The sequence below is a fragment of the Streptomyces sp. NPDC093097 genome, assembly GCF_044754325.1.
In the GTDB taxonomy this organism is placed as follows: Bacteria; Actinomycetota; Actinomycetes; order Streptomycetales; family Streptomycetaceae; genus Streptomyces.
The window spans coordinates 185120-210042 of the sequence record NZ_JBIVOW010000005.1 but is presented as its reverse complement, the minus strand read 5'-3'; the positions used below and the strand labels follow the sequence as shown (position 1 = coordinate 210042).

Sequence of the window (24923 nt, the reverse complement as noted above, 5' to 3'; positions counted from 1 at the left end):
CCGGGCCGCGTCGTATCGCGCCGGGTCAGGTGCGGTTGATCCGCTTGAACATCTCCTTGCCCGCGGCCCGAGCGGCGGCCAGATCGTCCTCGGCCTCGGTGAGCTTGCGCTTGAGCTCGTCCCGTTCGGCGCGTATCTCGTCGCGTTCCAGAGCGGTCCGTTCCACCGCCGCCAGAAGCTCGTTGACCCGCGCGGTCAGCTCCTTGGTCCCAGCCTGGTCGAGCTGGGTGCCCAGCGAGCGCTGGACGGCCTTCTTGAGGCGGTCGCGCTCCTCGCGCAGGGCCTTGTTCTCCTCGCGGACCAGGGCCAGGTCGGTGGCCAGGCTCGCCGCGGAGGCGTCCCGGCCGGCCTGCTTCGTGCGGCGGCCGGCCCTGGCCTGGCTCTTCATTGCGGCCTCGACGTGCTCACGCACCCCTTCGGCGTAGACGAGCCACCTGGACACGCCGGCGGTGCGGGCGACGGCGAGGAAGGTGACCGTCTCGCCCCTGGCCTTCATCGCGTCCACCGTGGCCAGCACCGTGGCCCGCTTGGTCAGGCTGTCCTTCTTGCGGGTCTCGCGCAGCACGTCGCCGGGGGTGCGTTTCGCCTCGCTCATGCCGTGCTCCCGCCCCGCTGGCCGGGGAAACCGGGCATGGGCAGCGACACTGTGCCGTGCCCGTGGACGGCCCTCACCTTGCGCAGGACGGCCGATGCCTCCTCGACCTCGTCCCGCTCGTCCTGCCCCATGGTTTCCATCAGCTTCCGCAATGTCTCGACGGTCCCCTTGAAGGCCGTGATCTGGTCGTCCAGGTTCCTCACCACGAACTCGTCCGCCTCCATCATGACCGCCATCTCCTTGTCGGCCTTCAGCGAGTGGATGTGGTCCTCGATGACGGGCAGATAGGACGGGTCCGGCCGGTAGAAGGGGCAGGCGGCGCACTGGAAGCGGATCGGGCATGCCTTTCCGCCCGCCTTGACGTTGGACGGTTCGGTACAGTTGCCAAACGGAACCGCCACCGAGCGGGCCTCATACGCGGTCGCCGAGGCCATCGGCGCCGACTTGCCCCTGCGGTCCACGGTGTGCAGGCGCATCACATTGACCGCCTCCCGCTTCCGCTTGTGACTGATCCTGTAGTACCGCTGAGTGGTTTGCATGGATTTGTGGTCCATCAGCTCGCGCAGCACCTCAATACGCACCCCCGCGTCCGCGTACCGCTGGCAGAACGAGTGACGGAAGGCGTACGGGTAGATCAGCGAGCGGTCGAACGGCACCCGGTCGCCGTCCCGGTCGAACTCCTCGGACAGCAGGACGGGGACACTGTCGGCCCACTTGCGGATCATCGGCGCGATCTGCTCAGGTCCCAGGTGACGGATCTTGCCGTTCTCGCCGGCTGGCGGGAACAGGAACCCTTCGCTGCCCGTGGGCAGGTCGAGCGTGTCACGCACGGCCCGCCAGGTGCGGATGGTCTCCACGGTGCCGCGCTCAAGCTCCAGGCGCCGGTTCAGGCGCCGCCCCTTGCGGTTGTCCCAGATCAGCAGCCATTCACCATCGGCGTGTTCGAGGCAGTCCGTCCGCAGCTCGGCGATCTCATAAGGGCGCCGGCCGGTGTCCCGCAGCAGCTCGTAGACCGCGCGGGCCATGGCGCGGACTTGCTCAGACGTCATCTTCCCGTGCGTCACTCCCTGCCCCAGCAGGTCCACACAGTCGTCGAGTTGGGCAATGAGCGACTCAGGCAGGGCCTTGCCGACATCATCCTCATCGACCTCCTCGGCCTTGACGACGTGGCTGGAGTGCCTCGCGAAGCTCGCGGACATGCCGTCCAGATGCCCCGCGGCCCGGCTGTAGTCGAGAATCTTGAAGAAGAACGACAGCAGGGCACCGCGCTGCTTGCTCGACATGGCCCCGCCGTCCAGCTTGGGCAGCACGCGGAAGGTGTCGACCACGGCGTTCATATCGGCGAACACCAGCTTGGCCGGGTCCACGCCACCACCCGGCCGGGCATCCAGGGCCCGGGAGACCGCCGCACACACCCGCAGCCCCCGTCTCGCCTCGGTGGTGTTCGGCTTCGTCTCGGCGATGAAGGTGACCAGGATCTCCCGGAGCCACGGCTGGCGGATGCCTGTCACGTCCAGGCCGAGCGGCCGATGAGTGGTGCCACCACGCAGGCTCTTGACCCCGAGTTCAGACATGTCCAGCACGTCCCTGCTGGTCGGGTCGACACCCTCGAAACGCTCGAACGCCGAGCGCAGGACACGGTGCGTCTCGCGCACCAGAGCGTCCACATTCGCCTGCGTCCCGCTCGGCAACTGTTCCGTGGTCGCGGTGGCGATGGAATCGACCCGCTCCACGAGGTGCGCGACAGCCTGCCGGACGGCCACCGGGTCGATCTTCTGGCCGCGCTCGTCGCGCAGTTGCAGCGCGTACAGCATCTCCAGACGGACCACCGGATGCAGCGGAGCCAGAGAGAACTGGTGGACGTTCAGGAACGGTGCCTGCCGCTCCAGCCACGCCGAGTTCGGCGCGGACCGCCGTCCTCGGAAGACAGACGCGGCCTTCTTCCAACGGCTGTGGTGTATGCCGCAAAGCCCCCAAGTGGCCCTCGCGTCGTAGCGACAGCCCGCAACAAGGCAGGCGGGCGCCGGCGGGTACGGCGTCTGCCGCTCGATCCACGTCTCCAGCCCGGAGTCGGGGTCACGCTGCAGGTCCCTGTGCCGCAGCGTGCCGTGCGCATTGCACAGGCCCCACAGGACCGAGTCCCGCGGACACCCCTGAACGCGGCAGTCGGCCCGTTCGCCGGAGACCGCCCGATTGCGGTCCGGCACGTAGGCGGCCTTGAACTCCTTCAGCCCCGAGCTACTGTCGCGGCGGGCCTTTTCGCAGGTGGCGCACAGGCCCCGCCGGGTGCGGGTGAGCGCGTCACAGGCGGCCACATCGCACCGGTAGACGGCCGTGCCCGCGTGGTCGACATCGCCGCTGAACAGGTGGGCGTCGCGGTCCCATTCGCCGGGCCGCCAGCCCGTTTCGATCCGTTCGCGCAGCCACGCGCTCCACTCGGTAAGGACCTTCGGCGGCAGAGCGTTGGCTGCCTGGTCAGCATCCCGCCGGGGCTGGTGGAACGGGACGACGTTGCCGGACACCGTCACTGACAGGCTTCCTTCCGCTTGGCGGCCACCAGCTTGACGGCATCGCGCTTGTCCTGGTCGGTTGCGTGGGTGTAGGGGTCCATCGACTGCGGCGGCTGATGTCCGGCCATGTTCTGGGCCACATCCCGCGGCACCCCCGAACGCAGCCACCGGGTGATCGCCGAATGCCGCAGCATGTGGGGGCGGGCACGGAAACCAGCGCGAGCGGCGAGCCGCTTGAACAGCTCATACGTGCTGGGGTACTTCATCGGCTCGCCGAGCGGGGTACGGAACAGGTTCACGAACACCATGTCGCAGCCCTCGGCCTCCGGTACCGCGTCGCGCTCGTAGCGGTAGGCGGCGTACAGCTCCACAGTGTCGGCCTCCACCGGAATCCACCGCGGATAGTGCGACTTGGCATAGGCGTTGTTGCTGTTCAGACGGCGCCGCACATGCACGTGCGGCCCGGCGACCCGGCAGCCCAGCAAGGTCGAGTCGGGCAGGAAGTGCATGTCCTCGCGACGCAGCCCCAGGCCCTCGCCGATGCGCATGCCAGTGACCGCCAGAAGGGCCACCAGGAACCGGTCGCGGGCGTGCGTCGTGCAGCCGAGGACCTTCTCGATCTGGTCATCGGAGAGCCACTCGTAACCCGGCACCGCGACGCGGTACTTGATCCGTCGGGCCTGGATCGTGCGGTGCTGGCCGTCCTCGCCCGGATCGAACCCGGACGGGGCGTAGTGCAGGAACTTCGGCTGGACGAGCTGGCTCACCACACTCGCCGGCACCCAGCCCTGAAGCGCGGACCACGTCAGGAACTCCCCGACCGACCCCATGACCTTGTTCGCCGTGCCCTTGTCACGAAAGCGCGGAACAGCAGCCGGGCGACGGCCCTTCGGCGGCAGCGGCTCATCGACCAACCACCGCATCAACGCCATCAGTTGAGCCAAGGAGGGGCGCGTCCAGTCGATCGCGCTCTCGGTGCAGTACGACAGATACAGGGCGATCCGGCCCGCATACGTGCGTTGGGTGTTGTAGGCCCGGTCGTTGCTCTTGAGCCCTGCCAGCCAGGCACACGCCTCGATGTGCAGCTCAAAGGCTTCGTTGACGACGACCCAGTGCGTGGATCCGTCCCCCGATATTGCCCGCTCAGCTCGGTAAGGCCGGCACAGGACAGCAGACGTAGCCAACGTGCCTAACACCCCTTGGATACCGTTAAGGCAAGTACAGAACTATCTTACTTGCCTTACATGCCTGACACTATTCAGGTACCCAAGATAACCAACCCACCCGGCGGGTTGGAAAGTGCCAACCGGCGGAGAGGCCGGGAGAGATGACCGGACGCCATAGGAACTCCCTATGGCGCCTGCTGACATTTCGTCTTTGCCTCGCGCTCTTTTCCGGACCTACCGTGAAACAGCTCGATGAGGCGCGCACCGCGAATTCTCGGAAGATTCGCGCTCTGCGGATATTGACCCTTCTTCCGTCGAGCGGACAATGACGCAATCGAAAGGACCGGTGGCATGACCACGATCGAGAACGGATCGGGAGCGCGGGAACTCGCGGGAAAGCGGGCGCTGGTCACGGGCGGTTCGCGCGGAATCGGAGCGGCCGTCGTGCGCCAACTCCTGGACGCGGGCGCCGAGGTGCTCACGACCGCCAGGTCGGCGACGACCGCGGTGCCGGAGGGGGCCACGTTCGTCGAGGCCGACGTGCGGACCCGGGCCGGAGCGGAGGCGCTCGCCGCGGCCGTGCAGGAGGAACTCGGCGGGGTGGACATCCTGGTCCACAACGTGGGTGGGGCGCGACCGTACAAGGACGCCTCGGCCATTCCCGACGAGGAGTGGCAGGAGGCGCTGGAACTGAACTTCCTGGCGTCGGTGCGGCTGGACTCACTGCTGGTACCGGGGATGCGGGACCGGCGATCGGGGATGATCGTGCACGTCTCCTCGGCCGCGGTCCTCACCCCCATGGGGCCGTTCCTGCATTACACGACGGCGAAGGCGGCGCTGGAGAACTACAGCCGGGGACTGTCCCTGGAACTGGCCCCGCACGGAATCCGGGTCAACACCGTGAGCCCCGGCAGGACCGCGACCCCCGGCGGCGAAACCACACGGGAGCAGTGGGCGCGCCTGTCCGTGGCGCCGGGCCAGACCAACGCCGACGACACCCCGCCGTTGGGGCGCGAGGGTCAGCCCGACGACATCGCCCAGGCGGTGCTGTTCCTCGTGTCCGACCGGGCGAGTTGGCTGACCGGGAGCAATCTCGTCGTGGACGGCGGTGAATTCCCCAGGGGGTGACGCCGGCTGCATTCCGGAACGCCGTTGTCGGCAAAAGGAATTCAGCGGCGCCCGCTTTCTTCTCGCCGGCCCCTCAGGGCACCGGTGAGAAGAAAGCGGAATCGGACCAGGTTTCCTTGCGCAGGAGTTCGAGCAGGGCCGTCTCCGCCGGGCCCGCGCCCCGCCGGACCACGGCGATGACGGGCTGGGACACGACCGGGAACACCGGGCGCGCGAGGTGCTCGTAACCGTGGGGCACCGTGGAGGCAGGGACGAGCGTCACCCCCAGCCCTTGCGCGGCCCAGCGCACGGCCGTCGCCGTCTGGGTCACCCGGGCGGCCGTGGTCGGGGTCGGATCGTGCTCCCGCAGCACGTTCAGCAGCACGCCGTCGAGCGCGCTGTCGCGGTCGAACCTCACCCACGGCTCGCCCTCCAGTGCGCGCAACTCGACACGGTCAGCGGCGAGTTGCGGGTGCTCGGCGCCCACCACCACGACGAACTCCTCGTCGCCGAGGTGGTGGGCGTCGGCGGGGCTCCGCTCGCAGGCCGCCATCAGGGCGAGGTCCAGCACGCCGCGGCGGCACAGCCGCTCCAGTTCGGCGGAGCTCGGCTCCTCGAAGACGGTGACCTCCAGCCGCGGGGAGCGGCGACGCAGCGCGCCCAGCGCGCCGGGCAGTTGCCGTGTGCCGAAGCCCATCTGCACCGCGATCGCCAGCTCGCCCACCAGCTCGTCGGCGCCGGCCCGCGCGGTCGCCCGCGCCCGCCGCGCCGCGCTCACCGCGGCCTCCGCGTCCCGCAGGAACGCGCGGCCGACCACGGTGGGCACCAGTCCGGTCGGTGTGCGGGCGAACAGTTCCACGCCGAGTTCCCGCTCCAGGCCGCGGATCTGCTGGGACACCGAGGGCTGAGCGACGTGCAGCAGCTCCGCCGCCGCCGTCACCGAGCCCTCCTCGGCAACGGCCAGGGCGTACTCGAACTGGCGAAGGCTCATCGGCTCCGGTCCCCTTCCCGCGGCGGACCGCGGTCCCCGTCGTCATCGTTGACGTGGCAGGTAACTCAGTTCCGCCGGCGGAGATTCCCGAGCGACCGCTGAGGCTCGGCGCGAAGATTCCGGCCCATCGTCGTCGAAGGGCCAGGCATCGTCGGGGAACTCGCGCGCGCACCATGGCGGTTGGAGGTGCCGCAGTCGCAGCATGACGCCACCCGGCCGCGCGGAGGGCATGACGGGCGAGTTCAGGAACTTCTGTTTCCCCGGCGCCACCACCGTGGCCTCGGCGACGCCTGGGACGCCTCAGTCGACGATTCGTGCTGCTGCTGGCGGATGCGCTCGCGCTCGGTCTCCTCGGCCTCGTGGACCTGGACGCGCTGGGTCTCCGCCTGGATCTCAAGACGCCTGGTCTCCGCCTCGATCTCGGCCTTGCGCACCTCGGCCCGCTTCTCGATCCGCGCCTTGGCCACGACGCCGGCCGCCGTGGCCATCGCCCCCGCGCTTGCGGCGAGTTCGACGACGCCGCCGGGCGCGCTGCCTGCGATGGGTCCGCGGGTGCCGTCGGTGTCACCCGTGACGACAGTTCCCTCGGTGCCGCCCTGGGTGTTGACCGTCGGGCTCGGTCGATCATCAGGACTTGCCTCAGAGGATGCTTCCGACCCGGACGACTCGGACTCAGGTTCGCTGGACACCACGTCAGATTAGTGCCACGCACCAGTCCGCCGATAGGCGGTGAAGAAGTGGCCGGCGCGGCTCCCGTTGAGTCGGGTGGGGCGGCTGGTTCACCGGGGCGGGGTGTAGCCGCGCCTGCGGACGAGGTCGTGCGTGAGGTCGGTGAAGGCGCGGGTGGCGGCGCTTCGGTAGGCGCCCTCGCGGTGGAGGAGGGTGACGGTGCGGGTCGGGAGGGGCGGGTCGAGGGGGACGGGGCTGAGGTGGGGGTGGTCGTGGGTGAGGGCGTCGGGCAGGACGGTGACGAGCGGGGTGCGCTGGACGATTTCGGTGAGGGCCTGGATGGAGTTGGCCTCGACCGTGATGCGGGGGGCGGCCCGGTGGTGGGTGAAGTAGTCGTCGATGTGGCCACGGGTGGCGAAGTCGGCGCTGAGCAAGGCGAGTTGCTTGTCCTTGAGGGCGCGGACCGGTAGGAGATCCGGCATCGCCTGGGCGTGTGAGGCGCCGGCGACCAGGGTGAGGGTCTCGGTGAACAGCGCGGTGGGGGTGATGCCGGACAGGTGGGTGCCGGCGAAGGCGATGCCGAGGTCGAGGTCGTCGGCGAGCAGGGCCGCTTCGATGCGGTCCTGGGTCATCTCCACCAGGGTGAGGCCGATGCCGGGGTGGCGGGTGTGGAGCTCGGCGGTGAGGGGGCCGACGAGGTAGGCGGTGAAGGTGGGGGTGACGCCGAGGCGCAGATGGCCGCGGGAGAGGTCCTGGACGTCGTGGACGGCGCGTTCGGCAGTGGCCAGGTCGCGCAGTGCGCGCTGCGCGTGGTCGGCGTAGACGGCACCGGCGTCGGTGAGCCGTACCGTGCGGCCGGTGCGGTCCAGTAGCTGCACGCCCAGGGTCCGCTCCAGCTGTTTGATCTGCTGGGAGAGCGTGGGCTGGGAGATGTGCAGTTCCTCGGCGGCGCGGGTGAAGTTGCCGTGTTCGGCCACGGCGAGCAGATAGCGCAGGTGACGCAGTTCGGGAGCGGACATGGGAGCAACTATAGATGCGGTCGATGGCTTATATGGTCAGCAACTCTTGGACTCTATAGGTCCAGGTCATGCATGGTGGATCTCACCAGCCCACAGGGGCTGATCACCACCGAGAGGAGTGACCATGCAGGACCTCGTTGAGGGCGTCACCCGTTTCCAGCGGGACGTCTTCCCGGACAAGGCGGAGCTCTTCGCCCGTCTGGCCACGCATCACACGCCGGACACGCTGTTCATCAGCTGCTCTGATGCCCGCGTCGTCCCGGAGTTGATCACCGGCACGGAGCCGGGCGACCTGTTCGTCATCCGCACCGCAGGCAACCTGGTGCCCGCCTACACCGCCGGGACCGACGGCGTCGCGGCGAGTATCGAGTACGCCGTTGCCGCACTGGGCGTGAAGGACATCGTCGTCTGCGGTCACTCCGCGTGCGGTGCGATGACCGCTCTGGCCGAGGGCCACGACCTCAGCGGCGCCCCGGCGGTCGCCGACTGGCTGCGGCTCGCGGACGCCTCGGTGGCCCGGACCGCCGGCGACGGTGACGTTCCCGCCCTGGTGCGGCAGAACGTGCTCGCCCAGCTGACGAACCTGGCCACCCACCCCTCGGTCGCCAAGGCCCTGGCGGAGGGCACGGTCGCCCTGCACGGCTGGGTCTTCGACATCCCCACCGGTCGCGTCGAAAACCTCACCGCCACCGGCTCCGGGCTCGGGGCTTGACCCACCCGGCTCGCCCGCCCAGGCCGGCCTGCCGGGAGCCCCTTCCCACCCCACCCGCCACTCCACCCCACGTCGTGAAGTGGCCCACCTGAGAAAAGGACGTACTGATCATGGTGCACGCCCAGTTCAACCAGAGCGCTCGCGAGGCGCTGGCCGACGCCGCCGTCGAGGCCAAGATCCGCAAGAACCTGTCCTGGAAGCAGATCGCCGAGGTCTCGGGCCTGTCGGTGGCCTTCACCACCGCCGCCGTTCTCGGCCAGCACCCGCTGCCGGAGGAGTCCGCCAAGGCGGTCGCCGAGCTGCTGGGCCTGGATGACGATGCGGTGATGCTGCTGCAGACCGTCCCGGTCCGTGGCTCGATGCCGAACCGGATTCCGACCGACCCGACGATGTACCGCTTCTACGAGATGCTCCAGGTCTACGGCACGACCCTCAAGGCCCTGGTCCACGAGGAGTTCGGCGACGGCATCATCTCCGCGATCAACTTCAAGCTGGACGTGAAGAAGGTCGCCGACCCCGAGGGCGGCGAGCGCGCCGTCATCACCCTGGACGGCAAGTACCTGCCGACCAAGCCCTTCTGACGATCCGGCGCCGATACGGCGTCGTAGACGGACGGCAGCGGGGCGGGCCGGAGACAGTCTCCCAGCCCGCCCCGCTTCGTTCCCGACCCCCGCGAAGCCGCCCGCCGGCGGCCTCGCATCTCCCCTTCCTTCTTTGGAGGTTCTTTCATGGACTTCGCCCAGCGCACCATCGACATCGCCCGTCAGAACGTCGCCGAGGGCGGCCGCCCGTTCGCGACCGTCATCGTCAAGGACGGCGAGATCCTCGCCGAGAGCCCCAACAAGGTCGCCCAGACCAATGACCCCACCGCCCACGCGGAGATCCTCGCCATCCGCGAGGCCTGCATGAAGCTGGGCACCGAGCACCTGACCGACACCACCATCTACGTCCTGGCCCACCCCTGCCCGATGTGCCTGGGCTCGCTGTACTACTGCTCGCCGGCCGAGGTCGTCTTCCTGACCACCCGCGACGCCTACGAGCCCCACTACGTCGACGACCGCAAGTACTTCGAACTGAACACCTTCTACGACGAGTTCGCCAAGCCCTGGCAGGACCGCCGGATGCCGATGCGCTACGAGGAGCGCGAGGACGCCGTCGAGGTGTACCGGTTCTGGCAGGAGCGCAACGGCGGCGAGCGCCGCGTCGCGGGTGTCCCGGCCGCCGGCTGAGGCCCCGGCCGACGGCAAGCCCGCCGGGACGATCATGCGCACGGTGTGCCGCACCGCCGCACCCACCGGCACCCCACCCCGTGCGGGGAGACCGAGGAGATCGCCCACTTCCACCACGGCGACCGCTCCCGCGCCGGCGCCACCGCCCGTGACGTCCTCGACCACCTCGCAGCCACCGGCCAACTCCTGCGCCGGTCAACCCCGGCGGTGCACCGATCCCACGCCTTGCGGCCAGGGACCGGTGCACCGCCGCCGTCTCCCGTCTGTTCCCTGTCCGCTCCCACGATCCGTCCCGAACCCGTCCCGACGTGTTCCTTCCCAAGGTGGTGCTGTGTCCGAGTTGTCCCCGAGGCGGCGGCTTCTGGTCCTTGCCGTGTGCTGTTCAGCCCTGTTCCTCGTCAGCCTCGACAACACGGCCCTGAACACCGCACTGCCGGCCATCCGGCGCGACTTCGGCGCCTCCACCGCCGGACTGCAGTGGATCGTCGACGCCTACCTCGTCGTGCTCTCCGCCCTGCTGCTGCTCGCCGGTTCGACCGGTGACCGCATAGGCCGCCGCCGCGTCTTCCGCGCCGGGCTCGCCCTGTTCACCACCGCCTCCCTGCTGTGCTCCCTGGCTCCCACCCTCGGCTGGCTCATCGCCTTCCGCGCTCTCCAGGCCGTCGGCGGCTGCATGCTGACCCCCGTCGCCATGGCCCTCCTCACCAATGTCTTCACCGACCGCCGCGAACGCGCCCGCGCCATCGGCATCTGGAGCGCGGTCCAGGGCATCACCATGGCTGTCGGGCCCCTGCTCGGCGGGCTACTGGTCGACACGGCCGGCTGGCGCTGGATCTTCCTGATCAACCTGCCCGTCGGCCTCCTCGCACTGGCCCTGACCGGCCAGGTGCCCGAGTCCCGCGCCCCGCGGCCCCGCCGTCCGGACGCACTCGGCCAGCTGCTGGTCATCGTGCTGCTGGCCACGACCGTCTACGCGGTCATCCAGGGCCCGGTCTCCGGCTGGACCTCAGCCCAGGTCCTGGCCTGCGCCGTCACCGCCGCCGTGGCACTGCCCGCACTGATCGCCGCCGAGCTCGCCCAGCGCGAGCCGCTGATCGAACTGCGCTTCTTCCGCCAGCCCCCGTTCACCGCGTCCGCCCTCAGCGCGGTGTGCGCCTTCGCGGCCCTGAGCGGCTTCCTCTTCCTCGCTGCCCTCGACCTCCAGGACGCCCGCGGCCTGGATGCCTGGCAGGCCGGCAGCTACCTGCTGCCCATGGCCGCCATGACCATCGCCTGCCCGCCCCTGGCCGGACACCTCACCGCCACCCGTGGCTCCCACCTGCCGCTGATGCTCTCCGGCACCGCCACCACCCTCGCCGGGCTCCTGGCCCTCCTCGGCGCTCAGCGGCACACCCCGCTCCTGCTGGCCTGCTACCTCCTCTTCGGCATCGGCTTCGGGCTCGTCAACGCCCCCATCACCCACACCGCCATCTCGGGCATGCCCCGCGGCCAGGCCGGCGTGGCCTCCGCGATCACCACCACCAGCCGTCAGATCGGCAGCGCCCTCGGTGTCGCCGTCATCGGCGCCACCCTCCCCGCCACCGGCTTCGCCGCCGCCACGTTCGACCACGCGAGCCGCCCCGCCTGGTGGATCATCACCGGCTGCGGCCTCACCATCGCCGCCCTGGCCACCCTCACCCGGCACCACGCCCACCGGAGCACCCCGCCGGGCACGGCACCGAGCATGACCGGCCGACACCGACGGCAGGCTTCGCGGGTGAGTGCGTGACCGGTACCGGCTGAGGGGGAGCGCGCGTCGAACTCGCTCTGGAGCCGCCGCTGTCGGGGAGTGGCTCAGCCGGGCAGCTGCTGCAAGGTCCAGCCGTTGCCGTCCGGGTCGGTGAACGCCGCGTAGGAGACGGCCGGTTTGCCAGGCGCGCCCATGGTCTCCACCTCGGCGACCTCGACTCCGTTGCCGACCAGCTCGGCCCGGGCGGCGTGGATGTCGTCGACGACGAGGTGCAGGCCCTGGACCGAGCCCGGGGGAGTGCCGACGATGCCGGAGCCGATGGAGATCGAGCAGGCCGATCCCGGCGGCGTCAGCTGGACGACGCGGAACGCCTCGTTCGGGCTGAAGTCGAGGTCGACCTTGAAGCCGAGCCGGTCGGCGTAGAAGGCCTTGGCGCGGTCGACGTCGGCGACCGGGAGCGGGATCAGTTCGAGGCGGTAGTCCACGGCGGCGGTTCCCTTCACGAGGTGGGGTGGTCAGTCTTCACCGAGACGTCCAGCGGCGCAGGCGGGAATCGAAAGTGGTGGCGAGCGCTTCGCGGAACGCCGTGAGATTTCCTTGGCCGGCGCGGCGGTCCGCAACCGCGAAGGCGACGCGTTCAACGCATGCTTCCGCCCCGGCTTTCCGCTCCTGCGTCCGGAGATGGCCGCCAAGGCTGAGGTCCCCGCCATCCCGACAGCCGCGGACTCGTCGCGTTCGGATTCCTCATGGGGCGGGAGCGAAGCGCGTCGTACTGCCGTACACCAGTGCCCAGTTGGGATGCTCGCTCCGGCGCGCGGTTCGGGAAATACGCTCGAATGCGCCGACCTTGTGACGTCCGGGACGCTTCGTGGTCCCACTGTCCTGGGTATTCCGGTATCGGTGACCAGTGGCCGGTGACCGGTGAGCGGCAAGGGGGCCTCGCGTGATCGAGTTGGCCAGTGTGATCAGGGATCTGCGGACGGAGTTGGCGCAGGCGATCAGTGAGGCGGAAGGCGAGGCGCTGCGCTTCGAGTTGGGGCCGATCGAGCTAGAGGTGGCGGTCGAGCTGGAGCGCGGCGGGAACGCGGGGGCGAAGGTGCGGTTCTGGGTGGTGGAGTCGGGTGCGGAGGGCAAGGTGAGTTCCCAGTCGACCCAGCGCATCAAGTTGTCCTTGCAGCCGACCCTTGCGGGGTCGGGCGAGCCGCCGTTCGTCCACGGCGCGGCTGACGGTCACGAGCAGTGAGTCCCGCCACGGGCGGGGCGTGGGAACCGCAGGGGCTCGACACCCGGCGGGCGGTCCAGATCGTCACCACGCGCCGGGCGAGCGCGGGCCGGCGCGGTTCGGGCTACCAGGTGACCGGGGACGTGGTGCTCACGGCCGCACATGTGGTGAGCGGCGCCGTGTCGGTCCGGGTGCGGTTCGTCACCGAGGACGGCGTGACGTGGGACGTGGACGCCGAGACGGTCTGGGACGACTCCGACGTGGACGTCGCCCTGCTCAGGATCTCCAACGACCCGTATTTCGCCCGGCAGTACACCGACGAGGTCCCGCCGGTGCGCTTCGGCCGCCCCGAACAGCCGGTGGCCTGCGAGGCGTTGGGATTCCCAAGATTCCGGTTGCGTCGCGACACGGCGTCGCCGGACCACGGTGCCCCCCGTACGTATCGGGACACCCAGCATGCGCTCGGGCAGGCCGTCCCCGCGGCGGGCCTGCGCCAAGGCACCCTGGAGATCTCCGGCTTGGAAGCTCCGCGGGACGACCCCGACCCGAAGCGTTCCCCGTGGGAGGGGATGTCGGGGGCCGCGGTGTGGAGCGGCGGGTGCCTGATCGGGATCATCAGTGAGCACCATCCCGGCGACGGACTCGGCAGGCTCACGGCGCGCCCGGTGAACCGCTGGTACACCTCCCTGTCCCGGGCCCGGATCGACGAGCTCGGCGCGCTGATCGACCTGCCGGTCGACCGCGACCGACTGGACCGACTGCCGCGGTCGTCACCCCCGCCCCCCGACATCTCGGCGGGGCTGCGCGGGGCGGCCAGGAAGCTCGCCGCCACCGTCCAAAGCCAGTGGGACAGGGAGGAGCGGCGGCGGAAGGTGCACGATCCGATGCCGCTCGCCGTGCGGTTCCGGACCGCCGAGCGGGGGCTGTTCGACCACTGGGCCAATATCCGTCGGGCGCCGGCCGGAGCGGACCCCGGCCCGCTCCCACTGGCCGGCCGGCTCGACCGCATCGTGCGCGTGTACCGCTCCCTTCCCTCCCGTCGGTTGGTGGTGCTCGGTGCGGCCGGATCGGGCAAGACGATCCTGACCCTGCGCTTCGTCCTCGACTGGCTGGGCGACCGCACACCCGGTGCCCCCGTCCCGGTCATCTTCGGCCTGGGCTCGTGGAACCCGGCGACCACCTCGCTGCGGGACTGGATGTGCGACCAGCTGATACAGGACTACGGTCTGGCGGGCCGGGACCCGGAATCGCCCGGACGCAATCTGGCCGGGGCCCTGCTCGACGCGGGCTGCATCCTGCCGGTCCTCGACGGGTTCGACGAGATCGCCGGCGGTCTGCAGGGCGAAGCGCTCAGAAAGCTCAACGCGACGACGACGGGCCTGCTGCTGACCAGCCGTCCCGAGCAGTACGCCGCTGCCGTGGCGGACAACGACGTGCTCAGCGCCGCCGCCGTCATCGAGCTGGACGGCCTCACCCTGACCGACCTCGCCGACTACCTGCCCCGCGCCAGCCGCCCCGGCCCGGATGGCAGTCTGCACGACACGGTGTGGCGCCCCGTCCTCGCCGCACTGCGTCAACGGCCGCGCACCGAGGGCGCGGAGCACCTCGCCGCCGTGCTCACCACCCCGCTGATGGTGGCCATGGCGCGCGCCATCTACAGCGACCGTCCCAACCGGCGGCCCACCGAACTCCTGGACACCAGCCGGTTCGCGGACCCCGACGCCCTGCGCAAACACCTCCTCGCGGCGTTCACCCCCGCCGTCTACGAGCGCCCGCCGACCGAGAGCGAAAGCGACAGCGAGGAGGACGGCGACACCGGCCGGCGCCGTCCGCGGCACTGGGACCCGGACCGTGCCCAACTCTGGCTGGGCTACCTCGCCGAGCACCTGACCCGACTCGGCACCACCGACCTCGCCTGGTGGCAACTGGGCATCACCTTGCGCCGCTCCACCCGCATACTCGTGATCGGATTCCTGGCCGCGCTCTCGCTCGGGCTGACGACAGCCGTCGGCAACCTCCCCGTGGACCTGGTCGCCACCTCGTTCGGACTCGGGTTCGCGCTCGAACGAGGGCTCGTCGTCGGGCTCCTCCACGGCCTGGTGGCCGGGCTCGGCTTCGGGCTCGGGTACGGATTCGTCTCCCGGGGCGCGGCGAAGCCCGCACGCGTCCGCGTACAGCTCTTCGGCAGAACGGGGGAGAAGCGCGGGAGATTCCTCCCCCGGTTCAAGGTGGGACTCGCGCTCGGTGCCCCGGCGGCGCTCACCTTGGTCCTCGTGGACCGGAGCGTGGTCGAGCACATCGGGCTCGGGGACGGGCTCGACGGCGGGCTCATGGGCGCGATCGAGTTCGTGCCCGGGGTCGGACTGGGCATCGGTCTGGTGCTGGGGATCACCGCCTGGCTGGAAGTGCCCAGTGACATCGATTCCGCCGCCCGCCCCTCGGCCCTGCTGCACGACAACCGCAAGAACGTGGCCTTCCACATGCTGGTGTGGGCGCTGGTCTTCGGCCTCGCGGCCGGGTTCGCCAGCGGGCTCAGCAGCGATCCGGTCGGCAGGATCACCAACGGGCCGGTGCGCGGGATCCTGACCGGTCTCGTCTTCGGGGGCGAGACGGCCTTCGGCGGCGGGCTCGGCTACGGACTCTGTTTCACCGCCTGGGGCCAATGGGTGGCCCTCTCCCGCATATGGCTGCCGTTGACTGGGCGATTGCCCTGGGCCCTCGTCGCTTTCCTCGACGACGCCTGCGAACGCGGGGTGTTGCGTCAGGCCGGTGCGGTCTACCAATTCCGCCACGCGGCACTCCGAGATCACCTGACCCAGGAATTCACAAAGCAATCAACGCGATGCGATCAACACCCCACCGATTCCCGATGAGTTGACCCGACTCCTGACCTGGCGACCGATCCGGTGACGATCTGCTTCCGGACCGTGACACGCCTATGACATGGCGGAACCACCCTTACCACATACGTTCACATGCCTTATGGGGGAGGCGACATGACGAATGACCAATACAGGAACGAGCGGCGCGGAGGAACCCGCGGCGGCCCTCGAAGCCCAGCCACCCGCCGCGCCATGGGGCGGGCGACGACCGTAGCGATTGCCGGCGGAATTACAGGGATCACGGGAGTTGCGGGAGCCGGACCCGCGGCCGCGGAGCCGACGCCGATCACGCTGAAATACACCTGCTCGGTGCAGTCGTTCTCGCAGACCGCCGTGGTGAAGATCGACGCGGATGTTCCCGCAACGGCCGTGGTCGGCAAGCCCACTTCGCGATTCGCCCTTCACGCGCGGGCACAGGTGGACTCGACCATCGCGAGCGGGCTGCGGTTGATCGGCGTGAAGTCCGTCGAGGGCACGGCGGACGGCACGGTGCATGTGACCGCACCGCGGGGCGGGAGCGACACCACTGTGCCCTTCACCGTGCCCAAGACCGCGGTCCCGGGATCCGGAGGCTTCTCCGTCGTCGCGACCGGCACCGCGCCGACGCGCACCTTCAAACGACCGGGCAAAGCGTCGATCTCCGTCGGCGACCTCACCCTGCACGTCGTCCCGCGGGACGCCAACGGCAAAGTGCACCCGGGCAAGACCGAAGTCCCGTGCAAACTGAAGCCCGGACAGCACAACACGGTGGCGACCTTCCGCATCATCGGGAGCAGCGCGCCGACCGGCTCGCCGACCTCCCGGCGTACCGGCACGACCGACCCGGGCACCACGCCACCCACGCCTGCCGAGGGCTCCGGCCCCGCGGCGAGCCCCACGCCCCAGGCGCCCACCTCCGCCGCGTCGGCCTCCGCCACCGGCGCGAACCCCACCGAAGCGACGCCGAGTTCGGCACAGCATCCAAAGGGCGCCGCGGCACGGGAGAACGCCACCGCGCACGGCGCGGCCGACCCCGCCGGCAGCACCGCAACCACCGGCGCCCAGCACATCATCACCATCATCCTGCTGGCCCTGGGCACGCTCGCCGTAGGCGGTGTCGCCGTCGCCGCCGCGATCCGCCTCCGGTCGCGCGGCAGGTGACCCCGACGGGGCCTGGCCGTGGCATCCGTTGCGCCGTCGCGGGTGCCCGGCCATGCGGCTCCGGGGATCGTGTGCGTCGTCACGCGAGGCCGCAGGCGAGGTCGCAAGCGAGGTGAATCCTGCTGGTCTTGGTGCTCCTGGTGGTCCTGGTGGCCAGTCCGCCTCGGGATCGGTCGAGGGCGTGGTCGTCCGGTCCCTCCGGCCGGAGCTCAGTGCAGGAAGAACCCGCTGAATATGAGGGCGAGGGGGAGACCCAAGAGTCCGGCAGCCATGAGCCAGCCGAACCGTTGCGACGTCTTGGCCGCTACCTTGCGGCAGAGCCACGCAGCGGGCACCAAGTAGAGAAGGAGGAAGAAGGCGACGACGAAACCGGCTCCCGAACCCATGGCAGCACCTGCTTTCTCCTTCGTGACCGACGCCCGCCGCCACTTCACCCTGACGTGCGGGCCTTCGCCTCTGAGGGCCGCTCCGAAGCGTGCAGGCGACCCCAAATCGGAGGTTGAGGCCCGTCGTTGCAGCGCGTGGTTCTGACCGTGGCGGACTCGCACCGGGCACGGAGCGCAGCTTCGTCGTCATGGACGATGGACAGCGGCATACGGGCCTTCCTGGTATCAGCCGTCACCGAGATTGATGTCGAGCTCGGCTACCAGGGCCTGTGCGAGGTCCGCTTGCTGCCCGGGATCGATACGTACCTTCGTGAGATTCGTGAGGCCGCGGATGGAGGACAAGTCGTTGCCCCTCAGGTCCGTCTCCTTGTATCGGCCCTTGCCGAATTCGGTCATGCGCAGCACGCAGTCGGAGAAGACGGTGCCGCTCAGGTCGCAGTCGTGGAACTCGGCTTCGACCAAGGAGCACTTCGAGAACATGACAGGGCCGGCGGTCCGGATCTTCTCGAACGTGCTGTAGTCGAGCTTGCAGTTCTCGAAGAGGACGTCTTCGACGGTGAGGCCGGCGAGGGCCCCGCCCATGATCTTGCAGTTGCGGAACACCACGCGGGACAGCTTGCTGTTGGTCCACTGAGCGCTGCCGAGGTCGACGCTGTCGAACTCGACCGAGTTGAGGCGTACTTCGTCGAGTCGGGACTGCGCGGTTCGAAGGTGGGCGATGCGGCCGGTGATGAGCCGAGTGTTGTCCAACTCCAGGGAGCGGAGTTGGGCATCGGCGTACTGGAAGTCCTGAACGACGCCGCGACTGCTCACCAGCGTTTGGACGTTCGACAGGTAGAGGCCAGGCTCATCGAGGCCGGGGAGAGTAAGCGTGACTCGGCCGAAGGCGAGGGTGTCCATGGTGCTCCTTACCGAAGACGTGCCGTCGCCACATGCACCTTGAACGCGCAGGGGACACGCCCGTTTGATGTTGTGAGCTCTCTCGCCTCAGCGAAGAAGGACTTACGCAACTCTTCGACGGTTGCCTGGTCGAGGGGGCCAAGGTCATAGAGGCCGGAAACGGAAGCCCATACCTGTTGTACCGGGCCACTGAGGTCGATGGGAACGGTCTCCCACTCCACCTCTGCAAAACCGACTGGCCCGAGGATTTCGTCAAGCCCATCACGGCTGCGGGTCCTCCTGTCTCCCAGTCTCGGGATGCGCTGTGAGCTGGGCATTCCCTCAAGCGTGGAGAGCAACAGCCCAAGGAAACGGTCGTATGCTTCACCGCCGACCGCCCCACCTCCCACTACGCATGCCAGCACACCTCCCGGAGACAGCACCCGGGAAACCTCCGCAGCGACCTGCTCGATCTCACCCATGAGCATCAGCGCCATGTGGGAGACGCAGGCATCGAAGGTGTCATCAGGGAAGGGAAGTGCCTGAGCTCGGCCCTGCTCCAACCTTGCCCCGGACAGCGGGAGTCGGTCTCGCGCCAGCATCAGCGATTCGGCAGACAGATCCAGCCCCGCCAGCTGCCTTCCGTTCGTCTGGGCCAGCAGTTCCAGCAGCAGACCATCACCGCATCCAACGTCCAGCACGTGCCTGCTTCCGGCGACCCGATCACGCAAGATCTCATAACTGGACCGACCGTCCGGAGCGCGGCCACGGCTGAACGCCTCCGCCGTCACCGCCGGGTGCTCGGCATGGAAAGTTCGCAGGAATGCTTCTTGCGAAGCAGTAGTCGCCATGCGCCTCAACTTATGACGTCGCCTTCCGCGTTGACTGCGTTTAATCCGGAAAAGTCTCGCCAGGATGTACGGGTGGCAGAACGCGTACGCATCCGCGAGATCGATGACGATCAAGGGCAGCGACTGCTGCGGATCATCCGAGAGGACGGCCTGCCATTCTCAGCCTGAAGCCTGGCCAAGCCGGCCGACTTCCTGGTCGCCGAGGGAGTCATCGACGACATCAGCCACGGGGGCCTGCGCATCCTGCTCCGCGAGGAAGGCGTCTCTTTTCCACGCATAAAGACCTGGAGGAAGGCATCCCGCGCCCCCGACTACGCCGCCAAGAAGGCCCGCGTCGAACACCTCTACGCGATCGCTTGATGCGGCACCAGGGAGCAGGCGTATCCGTCCGGCTACGGCACGGGCGTCGTTCCCAAGTCTCGACGAACGGTGCGAACGCCCCTGCCGGAGCACGTGTTTCGGATCCGCCACCGCCAGCCCGCCAAACCGGAGGACCGACATGACACAGACCATCCAGACCAGCGGCGGCCGAGTCCGCGGCATCGAGACCGCCGACGGCGTGCTCACCTGGCGCGGGATCCCCTACGCGGCTCCGCCGGTCGGGCCCCTGCGCTGGCAGCTCCCGCAGCCCGCCGGCCCCTGGACCGAGGTGCGCGACGGCTCCCGGCCCGGCAACCCGGCGATGCAGCCCCCGGCGCCCATGCCCGAGGGCCTGTCCGGGGCGATGGATCCGGTCGGCCCCGAGCTGCCGCCGCCGTCCGAGGACTGCCTCTACCTCAACGTCACCGCTCCCGCCGATGCCAGGCAGGCTCCCGTCGTCGTATGGGTCCATGGTGGCGGCTACTCCACGGGAAGCGGTTTCGACATGGTGGGCGACGGTGTCGCCTTCGCTCGCGACCACGGCGCCGTCGTGGTCGGCTTCAACTACCGCCTCGGCGCCTTCGGGTTCCTCTCGCTGCTCGGCGAGAAGCACACCGGGGCCTACGGGACCCACGACCAGATCGCCGCCCTGCGCTGGGTCCATGACAACATCGCGGCCTTCGGCGGGGATCCCGCCCGGGTCACCGTCTACGGCCTCTCCGCCGGTGCCAAGTCCGTCTCCAACCTGATGGCCTCCCCGCTCACCCGGGGCCTCATCCAGCAGGCCGCCTCCAGCAGCGGCGGCGACCACGTCGCCAGCCCGGACCAGAGCCGGGCCCTCGCCGCCCGCCTCCGCAAGGAACTCGGCGCCGACCCCGAACGGCTGCGCGACATCCCCGCAGCCGACCTCCTCCAGGCGCAGAACGCGATCGCCCAGGGCCCGCACGCCACCTGGGTCTGGCGCCCGGCCATCGACGGACTCGCCATCCCCCGCCGTCCGACGGAGGCCATCGCCGACGGAGCCGCCGCGGGGATTCCCCTCCTCGCCCAGCACTGCGTCAGCGAGTGCCTGCTCTACCAGTCGAGCGCACCCGACTCGGCCGCCCAGACCGATCGCGTTCTGGAGGAGTGCTTCGGGCCAGAGGGACGGGACGAGATCCTCGCCGCCTACGCCGCGAGCGCCCCCGGCGAGGACCCGACCGACCTGCGCGTCGACATCATGACCGCCGAGCGCTACGCCATCCCCACCACCCGCCTCGCCGACGCCCAGAGCGCCCACGCCCCTGTCTGGCGTTCCCGCTACGACGGCCCCCTCACGGGCTTCCCCCCGCAGTTCGCCCCCGGTGGCGAGCTCCCGGCCATGCACGGCACCGACGGCTCGGTCGTCTGGCAGGGCGGCACCGGCGTGGGGGGACAACTCCATGCCGCCTGGGGCGCGTTCGTCACCACCGGAACGCCCGCGACGCCGCAGGTCCCCGAGTGGCCCCGCTACGTCCTTCCCAACCGTTCCACCATGGTCTTCGGCTCCACCGGGACCCGGCTGGAGAGCGACCCGGACGCCGCCCGCCGTGCCGTATGGGAGGGCCGTGACTGGCAGGCCGGTGTCTGGTACCGGATCGACGGCGTTTTCTGACCGGGCGTCGTATGAGGTGGCAGCCGGTTCGGCATGGGCGCGGCCGAAGACCGGCGCGGTGCCGGGCTGCGACCTGCTCGGCGCCGAACGGCGCCGGCCGTCTCCCCGTCCCCTCCCGCATCGCCGTCCAGTGCTGTTCGGTGTCGGTGCCGGTGACATCGTCGGCGGCAGGCGCGCTGCGGTGCTCCGCGGCACCGCATTAGCCACCCGTTAGCAGAACGCCAACCCGCTCTCCGAAGCTGGATGTTGTCCGGAGCGAGACGTCTGAACAGACCAACGGGAGACCTGATGAACACCTTCGCCAACCGCCTTCGCGGCCGCTCCGGCCGCCGCATCGCCGCCGCCCTCGTCGCCGCCGCGGCGCTGGGCCTGGGGGCCACGGCCTGCGGGCCGGACTCCGGGACGGCGGGCGCCCCTGGCGCCCCCGGCGCCTCGGCCTCCACCCAGCCCCCGGGCGCCCCGTCCTCGGACGGCTCCGGCCCGCAGGGCCAGAACGGCGGCCAGTCCTCGGCGGCGCCGTCCGAGCCCGCCGCCCCCGGTTCGGGCACCGGTGGGGGTTCCGGGACCGGCGGCCAAACTGGCGGTCACACCGGCGGCCACTCCGGGGGCCGCACCGGCGGCGGGTCCGCGCCCGTCGGGGGCGGCACTGCCCAGGCGGGCAACCACCGCACGTTCGTCGGCACGCTGGGCTACCTCGCGCCCGGCAAGCTGACCGTCAAGCCCCAAGGCGGCGGCATGGAGCAGGCGTTCTACGTCGCCACCGACACGCGCATCCTCGGCGCCGCCGCGATCTGCTCCACCGACGACGGCAGCGTGACCATCGGCAAGGACGGCTACGGCAACCGCAGGTGCACCTTGGAGGACCTGGAGAAGGCCGCGAAGACCAACAGCGTCACCGTCCGTCTCGTCCTGGACCGCAAGTCCGGCGCGGCCGAGACCGTCGAAGAGAAGTACCACCCGTAAGCCGCACACCCCGCACCCACGCCATGCGCGCCCGGAGGGCCTTGACGCCCCGCCGGGCGCGCAGGCGCGTTGTGCGTGACCTCCTCTGGCCGCTGGGGCGGGGCCGATGTTGAGGCCGTGGCGGGCCTTGTCGTCCCGCCAGCTCGTCAACAGGGGTTCGACCGGGGCCCATCGGGCGTCGGGCAAGTCGCCGGGACAGCGGCGGCGTTCGCTCGTACTCCCCAGGCAGGCCCGGCCATGAACGAGCGTCGTACGTCTGCCGGTCGGCTGTCACGGCCGACAAAACCGCTGTGCTCTTCAGGCAGGCATCCTGGCATCCTGGCATCCAGGCATCCAGGCATCCGCGCAGAGTGCCGCACCTTCTCCTACGCGTCCGCGCCATCAATCGCGCCCGCCACTGCCGACACCCCGCCACTCCCGCCCCCGCCGCTGCCGACACCCCGGCGCTCCTCGGCGCCCGCCCGGGCATCGTCGCGGTGCATGCCGGTCGTCAACCGTTTCATGGGCATTCAACTAACTGCTCCTGATGACCGTTGTGCGTTTCCTCTACGGTCCGTGAGGCTTTCCAAGGAAGGGACTCATGGACGCACTCCTCGCTGTCCGGGCTCGCGGGATCACCAAGGGGTTCGGCGATGTCGTCGCGCTCGACGGCGTCGACCTGGATGTGACGCAGGGGCAGATTCACGGCCTGGTCGGCCCGAACGGCGCAGGCAAGACGACCTTGCTCGGCCTCCTGCTGGGTCTGGCCGTCGCCGACGGCGGCAGTCTCGATATGTGGGGCACACCGGTCGGGCGGGCGCTCGAAGCTCCCGACGGTGTCGCCGGCTTCGTGGACGGCCCCGGTCTCTACCCCTCGCTCACCGCCCGGCAGAACCTCGCCGCGCTGGCCGCTCTCCGCGGTGACGACGCGCGGACGACGGCGATCGACGACGCGCTCGCGCAGGTCGGGCTCACCGACGTTGCCGACGAACGGGCCCGCGGCTTCTCCCTCGGCATGCGACAGCGGCTGGGACTGGCCGCGGCGCTGCTCACCAAGCCCCGGCTGCTGGTGCTCGACGAGCCGTCCAACGGTCTGGACCCGGCGGGCAAAAGGCACGTACACGGTGTCCTGACCCGGCTCGCGGCAGACGGCACCAGCGTCGTGCTCTCCAGCCACCGCATGGACGACCTCGAGGCCCTGTGCTCCGACGTCACCATCCTCGCCACCGGGCGGGTCGTCTTCTCCGGGCCGCTGAGCAAGCTGGCCGCCGAGGAGCAGGAACTCGACTACCGGGTACGCACCTCTGATGCGTCCGCAGCCCGCCGACTGGCTGCCGAAACGGCCGGGATCCGCCTGGTCGACGACGCCGGGGCGCGGCACGGCGCGCAGGTGCTCGTCGTGCGCGCGCTGACGCCTGCCCTCGACGAACTGGTGGTGCGGCTGGTGCAGGCGGGCGTCGCGGTACGCGAGCTCTCCCCCGTGACATCACCGCTTGAGGCAGCGTTCCTCGCCCTCACCGAACCGGAGGAGGCCGGACGATGACCGCGACCCTCACCCACGCCCAGCCGCACGGTGCCGCTACCCGCCGCACCTCGGTGGCGCGTTGCTACCGCTTCGAGCTGGTCAAGCTGGTCTCGCAGTGGCGGATCCGCGTGCTGGTTCTTGCCTGCTGGATCGCGCCGGCGCTCTTCGTCGTCGCGGTGAGCCAACAGAGCACGCTCCCCGTCGACACCCTTTTCGGCCGCTGGATGCACGCCACGGGATGGGCCGGACCGCTGGTGCTGCTCGGCTTCGCGGGCACCTGGGTGCTTCCGCTGCTGACCTCGGTGGTCGCCGGCGACGTGTTCGCCGCGGAGGACCGGCTCGGCACCTGGCGCCACCTGCTCGTGGTGGTCCGGTCGCCCCGGCGGATCTTCGCCGCGAAGGCGTTCGCCAGCCTCACCGTCCTGATGCTGCTCGTGGCCGGGCTGGCCTGTTCCAGCGCGGCCGGTGGGGTCGTGGCGGTCGGCGACCAGCCGCTGGTCGGCCTTGACGGCCACCTGCTCACGCCGGCGGACGCCGCCGTCAAGGTCCTGCTCGCCTGGGTCTGCGTCCTCGCTCCGACCCTCGCCCTCGCCGGGATCGGACTGCTCGGGTCCGTCGCGCTGGGGCGCTCTCCGATGGGACTGCTGCTGCCCGTGCTCGTCGCCCTCGCGATGCAGCTCGCCCAGATGATGCCGCTGCCCGTCGCCGTACGCCTGGCCCTGCCCAGCTACGCCTTCATCGCCTGGAACGGCCTGTTCACCGGCCCTTCCCAGCTCGCCCCGCTCCTGATCGGCATCGGTGTCAGTCTGGCGTGGGCCGTGCTGGCGACGGCGCTGGCCTACCTGCTGTTCCTGCGGCGCGACTTCACGAACCTGAGCTATGACGGCTCGGGGCGCCGCGCGGTCACGGTCGGGGCGCTGCCGCTGGCCGGGCTGGTCGCCGTGACGGTGGCGGTCCTCACCACGTCGGCCACGGCCACCGGCTCCGGGATCGAGCAGGACAAGGTGCAGCGCTCGGTCGCCACGGCATTCGCCCACCTGTACCGCATGCAGACCGAGCAGCTCCACCGGCCCCACGTCACCGAGGCCCAGCTCAAAGCCGAGGCGGCGTGCACCAAGGGCGGGCTCCGGACTGCCGCGCAAGGGGCGGGCAACGACTGGCGCTGCGTCGTCTCCTGGCACCTCCCCGGCGTCGACGTCGCCGGCCAGGCCGTCTATCAGCTCGATGTGACCCCGGACGGGCGGTTCATGGCCGATGGCGATGGACCGAAGGAAGTCAACGGCTACTTCCTGGTGCGGACGCCGCAGGGCGACGCACCCAACCCGCTGTGGCAGTTCGACGGCAATGTCGCGCTGCTCGCCACCTCGAAGGGATAA

Annotated in this window: 21 protein-coding genes and 1 pseudogene; 13 read left to right on the top strand and 9 right to left on the bottom strand. The window is 70.1% G+C overall.

Annotation, left to right across the window (positions count from 1 at the left end; genetic code table 11):
• Nucleotides 1–25: 25 nt before the first annotated feature.
• Genes ACIQE0_RS11005 through ACIQE0_RS10995 form a run of 3 tightly spaced genes read right to left on the bottom strand, consistent with a single transcriptional unit; the run spans nt 26 to nt 4166 of the window.
• Complete coding sequence (locus ACIQE0_RS11005; RefSeq protein WP_402330706.1) at nt 26–595, bottom strand: DUF6262 family protein; 570 nt, start codon at nt 593–595, stop codon at nt 26–28.
• Nucleotides 592–3123: a tyrosine-type recombinase/integrase gene (locus tag ACIQE0_RS11000; protein WP_402330704.1), complete on the bottom strand. Its 2532-nt coding sequence runs from the start codon at nt 3121–3123 to the stop codon at nt 592–594. The genes ACIQE0_RS11005 and ACIQE0_RS11000 overlap by 4 nt, the downstream gene beginning before the upstream one ends.
• The gene (locus tag ACIQE0_RS10995) at nt 3120–4166 is read right to left on the bottom strand and encodes a tyrosine-type recombinase/integrase (protein ID WP_402331053.1); all 1047 of its coding nucleotides are present in this window, start codon (nt 4164–4166) and stop codon (nt 3120–3122) included. The genes ACIQE0_RS11000 and ACIQE0_RS10995 overlap by 4 nt, the downstream gene beginning before the upstream one ends.
• Nucleotides 4167–4622: 456 nt before the next feature.
• On the opposite strand from ACIQE0_RS10995, the gene ACIQE0_RS10990 reads away from it, so the two are divergent.
• Nucleotides 4623–5399 carry an SDR family oxidoreductase gene (locus ACIQE0_RS10990; protein ID WP_402330702.1) on the top strand — a complete coding sequence of 259 codons (777 nt, stop codon included), beginning with the start codon at nt 4623–4625 and terminating at the stop codon, nt 5397–5399.
• A 73-nt stretch (nt 5400–5472) separates the two neighbouring features.
• Here ACIQE0_RS10990 and ACIQE0_RS10985 read toward each other — a convergent pair whose 3' ends face one another.
• From ACIQE0_RS10985 to cynR, 3 genes are all read right to left on the bottom strand, one after another.
• A complete protein-coding gene (locus ACIQE0_RS10985) occupies nt 5473–6369 on the bottom strand; it encodes a LysR family transcriptional regulator (protein WP_402330700.1) in 897 nt (298 codons plus the stop codon).
• A gap of 242 nt (nt 6370–6611) precedes the next feature.
• Nucleotides 6612–7058 (bottom strand): hypothetical protein, encoded by a 447-nt coding sequence (locus ACIQE0_RS10980; RefSeq protein ID WP_402330698.1) that lies wholly within the window; start codon nt 7056–7058, stop codon nt 6612–6614.
• A 90-nt stretch (nt 7059–7148) separates the two neighbouring features.
• On the bottom strand, nt 7149–8057 hold the full coding sequence (gene cynR / locus ACIQE0_RS10975) for a transcriptional regulator CynR (protein WP_402330696.1): 909 nt from the start codon (nt 8055–8057) through the stop codon (nt 7149–7151).
• 124 nt (nt 8058–8181) lie between these two features.
• Between cynR and ACIQE0_RS10970 the strand changes: the two genes are divergently transcribed.
• The 4 genes from ACIQE0_RS10970 (at nt 8182) to ACIQE0_RS10955 (ending at nt 11766) form a co-directional block, all read left to right on the top strand.
• Nucleotides 8182–8769, top strand: coding sequence for a carbonic anhydrase (locus ACIQE0_RS10970; RefSeq protein WP_402330694.1), 588 nt, complete (start codon nt 8182–8184; stop codon nt 8767–8769).
• 110 nt (nt 8770–8879) lie between these two features.
• Nucleotides 8880–9350: a cyanase gene (gene cynS / locus ACIQE0_RS10965; protein WP_366335703.1), complete on the top strand. Its 471-nt coding sequence runs from the start codon at nt 8880–8882 to the stop codon at nt 9348–9350.
• Nucleotides 9351–9497: 147 nt separating this feature from the next.
• Entirely contained in the window at nt 9498–9998 is a 501-nt protein-coding gene (locus ACIQE0_RS10960; RefSeq protein ID WP_402330692.1) for a nucleoside deaminase, read from the top strand.
• A gap of 373 nt (nt 9999–10371) precedes the next feature.
• Complete coding sequence (locus ACIQE0_RS10955) at nt 10372–11766, top strand: MFS transporter (RefSeq protein ID WP_402330690.1); 1395 nt, start codon at nt 10372–10374, stop codon at nt 11764–11766.
• Between the two features lie 65 nt (nt 11767–11831).
• On the opposite strand, the gene ACIQE0_RS10950 is transcribed toward ACIQE0_RS10955, so the two are convergent.
• Nucleotides 11832–12212 (bottom strand): VOC family protein, encoded by a 381-nt coding sequence (locus tag ACIQE0_RS10950; RefSeq protein ID WP_402330688.1) that lies wholly within the window; start codon nt 12210–12212, stop codon nt 11832–11834.
• 458 nt (nt 12213–12670) lie between these two features.
• On the opposite strand from ACIQE0_RS10950, the gene ACIQE0_RS10945 reads away from it, so the two are divergent.
• The 3 genes from ACIQE0_RS10945 (at nt 12671) to ACIQE0_RS10935 (ending at nt 16971) form a co-directional block, all read left to right on the top strand.
• A complete protein-coding gene (locus ACIQE0_RS10945) occupies nt 12671–12970 on the top strand; it encodes a trypco2 family protein (protein ID WP_402330686.1) in 300 nt (99 codons plus the stop codon).
• Nucleotides 12967–15822 carry an NACHT domain-containing protein gene (locus ACIQE0_RS10940; protein WP_402330685.1) on the top strand — a complete coding sequence of 952 codons (2856 nt, stop codon included), beginning with the start codon at nt 12967–12969 and terminating at the stop codon, nt 15820–15822. The genes ACIQE0_RS10945 and ACIQE0_RS10940 overlap by 4 nt, the downstream gene beginning before the upstream one ends.
• 102 nt (nt 15823–15924) lie before the next feature.
• On the top strand, nt 15925–16971 hold the full coding sequence (locus ACIQE0_RS10935) for a DUF6801 domain-containing protein (RefSeq protein WP_402330684.1): 1047 nt from the start codon (nt 15925–15927) through the stop codon (nt 16969–16971).
• A gap of 611 nt (nt 16972–17582) precedes the next feature.
• On the opposite strand, the gene ACIQE0_RS10930 is transcribed toward ACIQE0_RS10935, so the two are convergent.
• Nucleotides 17583–18257: a pentapeptide repeat-containing protein gene (locus ACIQE0_RS10930; protein ID WP_402330683.1), complete on the bottom strand. Its 675-nt coding sequence runs from the start codon at nt 18255–18257 to the stop codon at nt 17583–17585.
• Nucleotides 18258–18265: 8 nt separating this feature from the next.
• Nucleotides 18266–19087, bottom strand: coding sequence for a class I SAM-dependent methyltransferase (locus ACIQE0_RS10925; RefSeq protein WP_402330682.1), 822 nt, complete (start codon nt 19085–19087; stop codon nt 18266–18268).
• A 12-nt stretch (nt 19088–19099) separates the two neighbouring features.
• Between ACIQE0_RS10925 and ACIQE0_RS10920 the strand changes: the two are divergent.
• The 5 genes and pseudogenes from ACIQE0_RS10920 to ACIQE0_RS10900 form a co-directional block, all read left to right on the top strand.
• Nucleotides 19100–19444: pseudogene (locus ACIQE0_RS10920) on the top strand (hypothetical protein); the annotation flags it as partial.
• A 142-nt stretch (nt 19445–19586) separates the two neighbouring features.
• Nucleotides 19587–21080 (top strand): carboxylesterase/lipase family protein, encoded by a 1494-nt coding sequence (locus tag ACIQE0_RS10915; protein WP_402330681.1) that lies wholly within the window; start codon nt 19587–19589, stop codon nt 21078–21080.
• 288 nt (nt 21081–21368) lie between these two features.
• Nucleotides 21369–22043, top strand: coding sequence for a hypothetical protein (locus ACIQE0_RS10910; protein ID WP_402330680.1), 675 nt, complete (start codon nt 21369–21371; stop codon nt 22041–22043).
• Nucleotides 22044–22623: 580 nt separating this feature from the next.
• On the top strand, nt 22624–23565 hold the full coding sequence (locus tag ACIQE0_RS10905; RefSeq protein ID WP_402330679.1) for an ABC transporter ATP-binding protein: 942 nt from the start codon (nt 22624–22626) through the stop codon (nt 23563–23565).
• Nucleotides 23562–24923, top strand: coding sequence for an ABC transporter permease (locus ACIQE0_RS10900; protein WP_402330677.1), 1362 nt, complete (start codon nt 23562–23564; stop codon nt 24921–24923). Before ACIQE0_RS10905 ends, ACIQE0_RS10900 begins: the two co-directional genes overlap by 4 nt.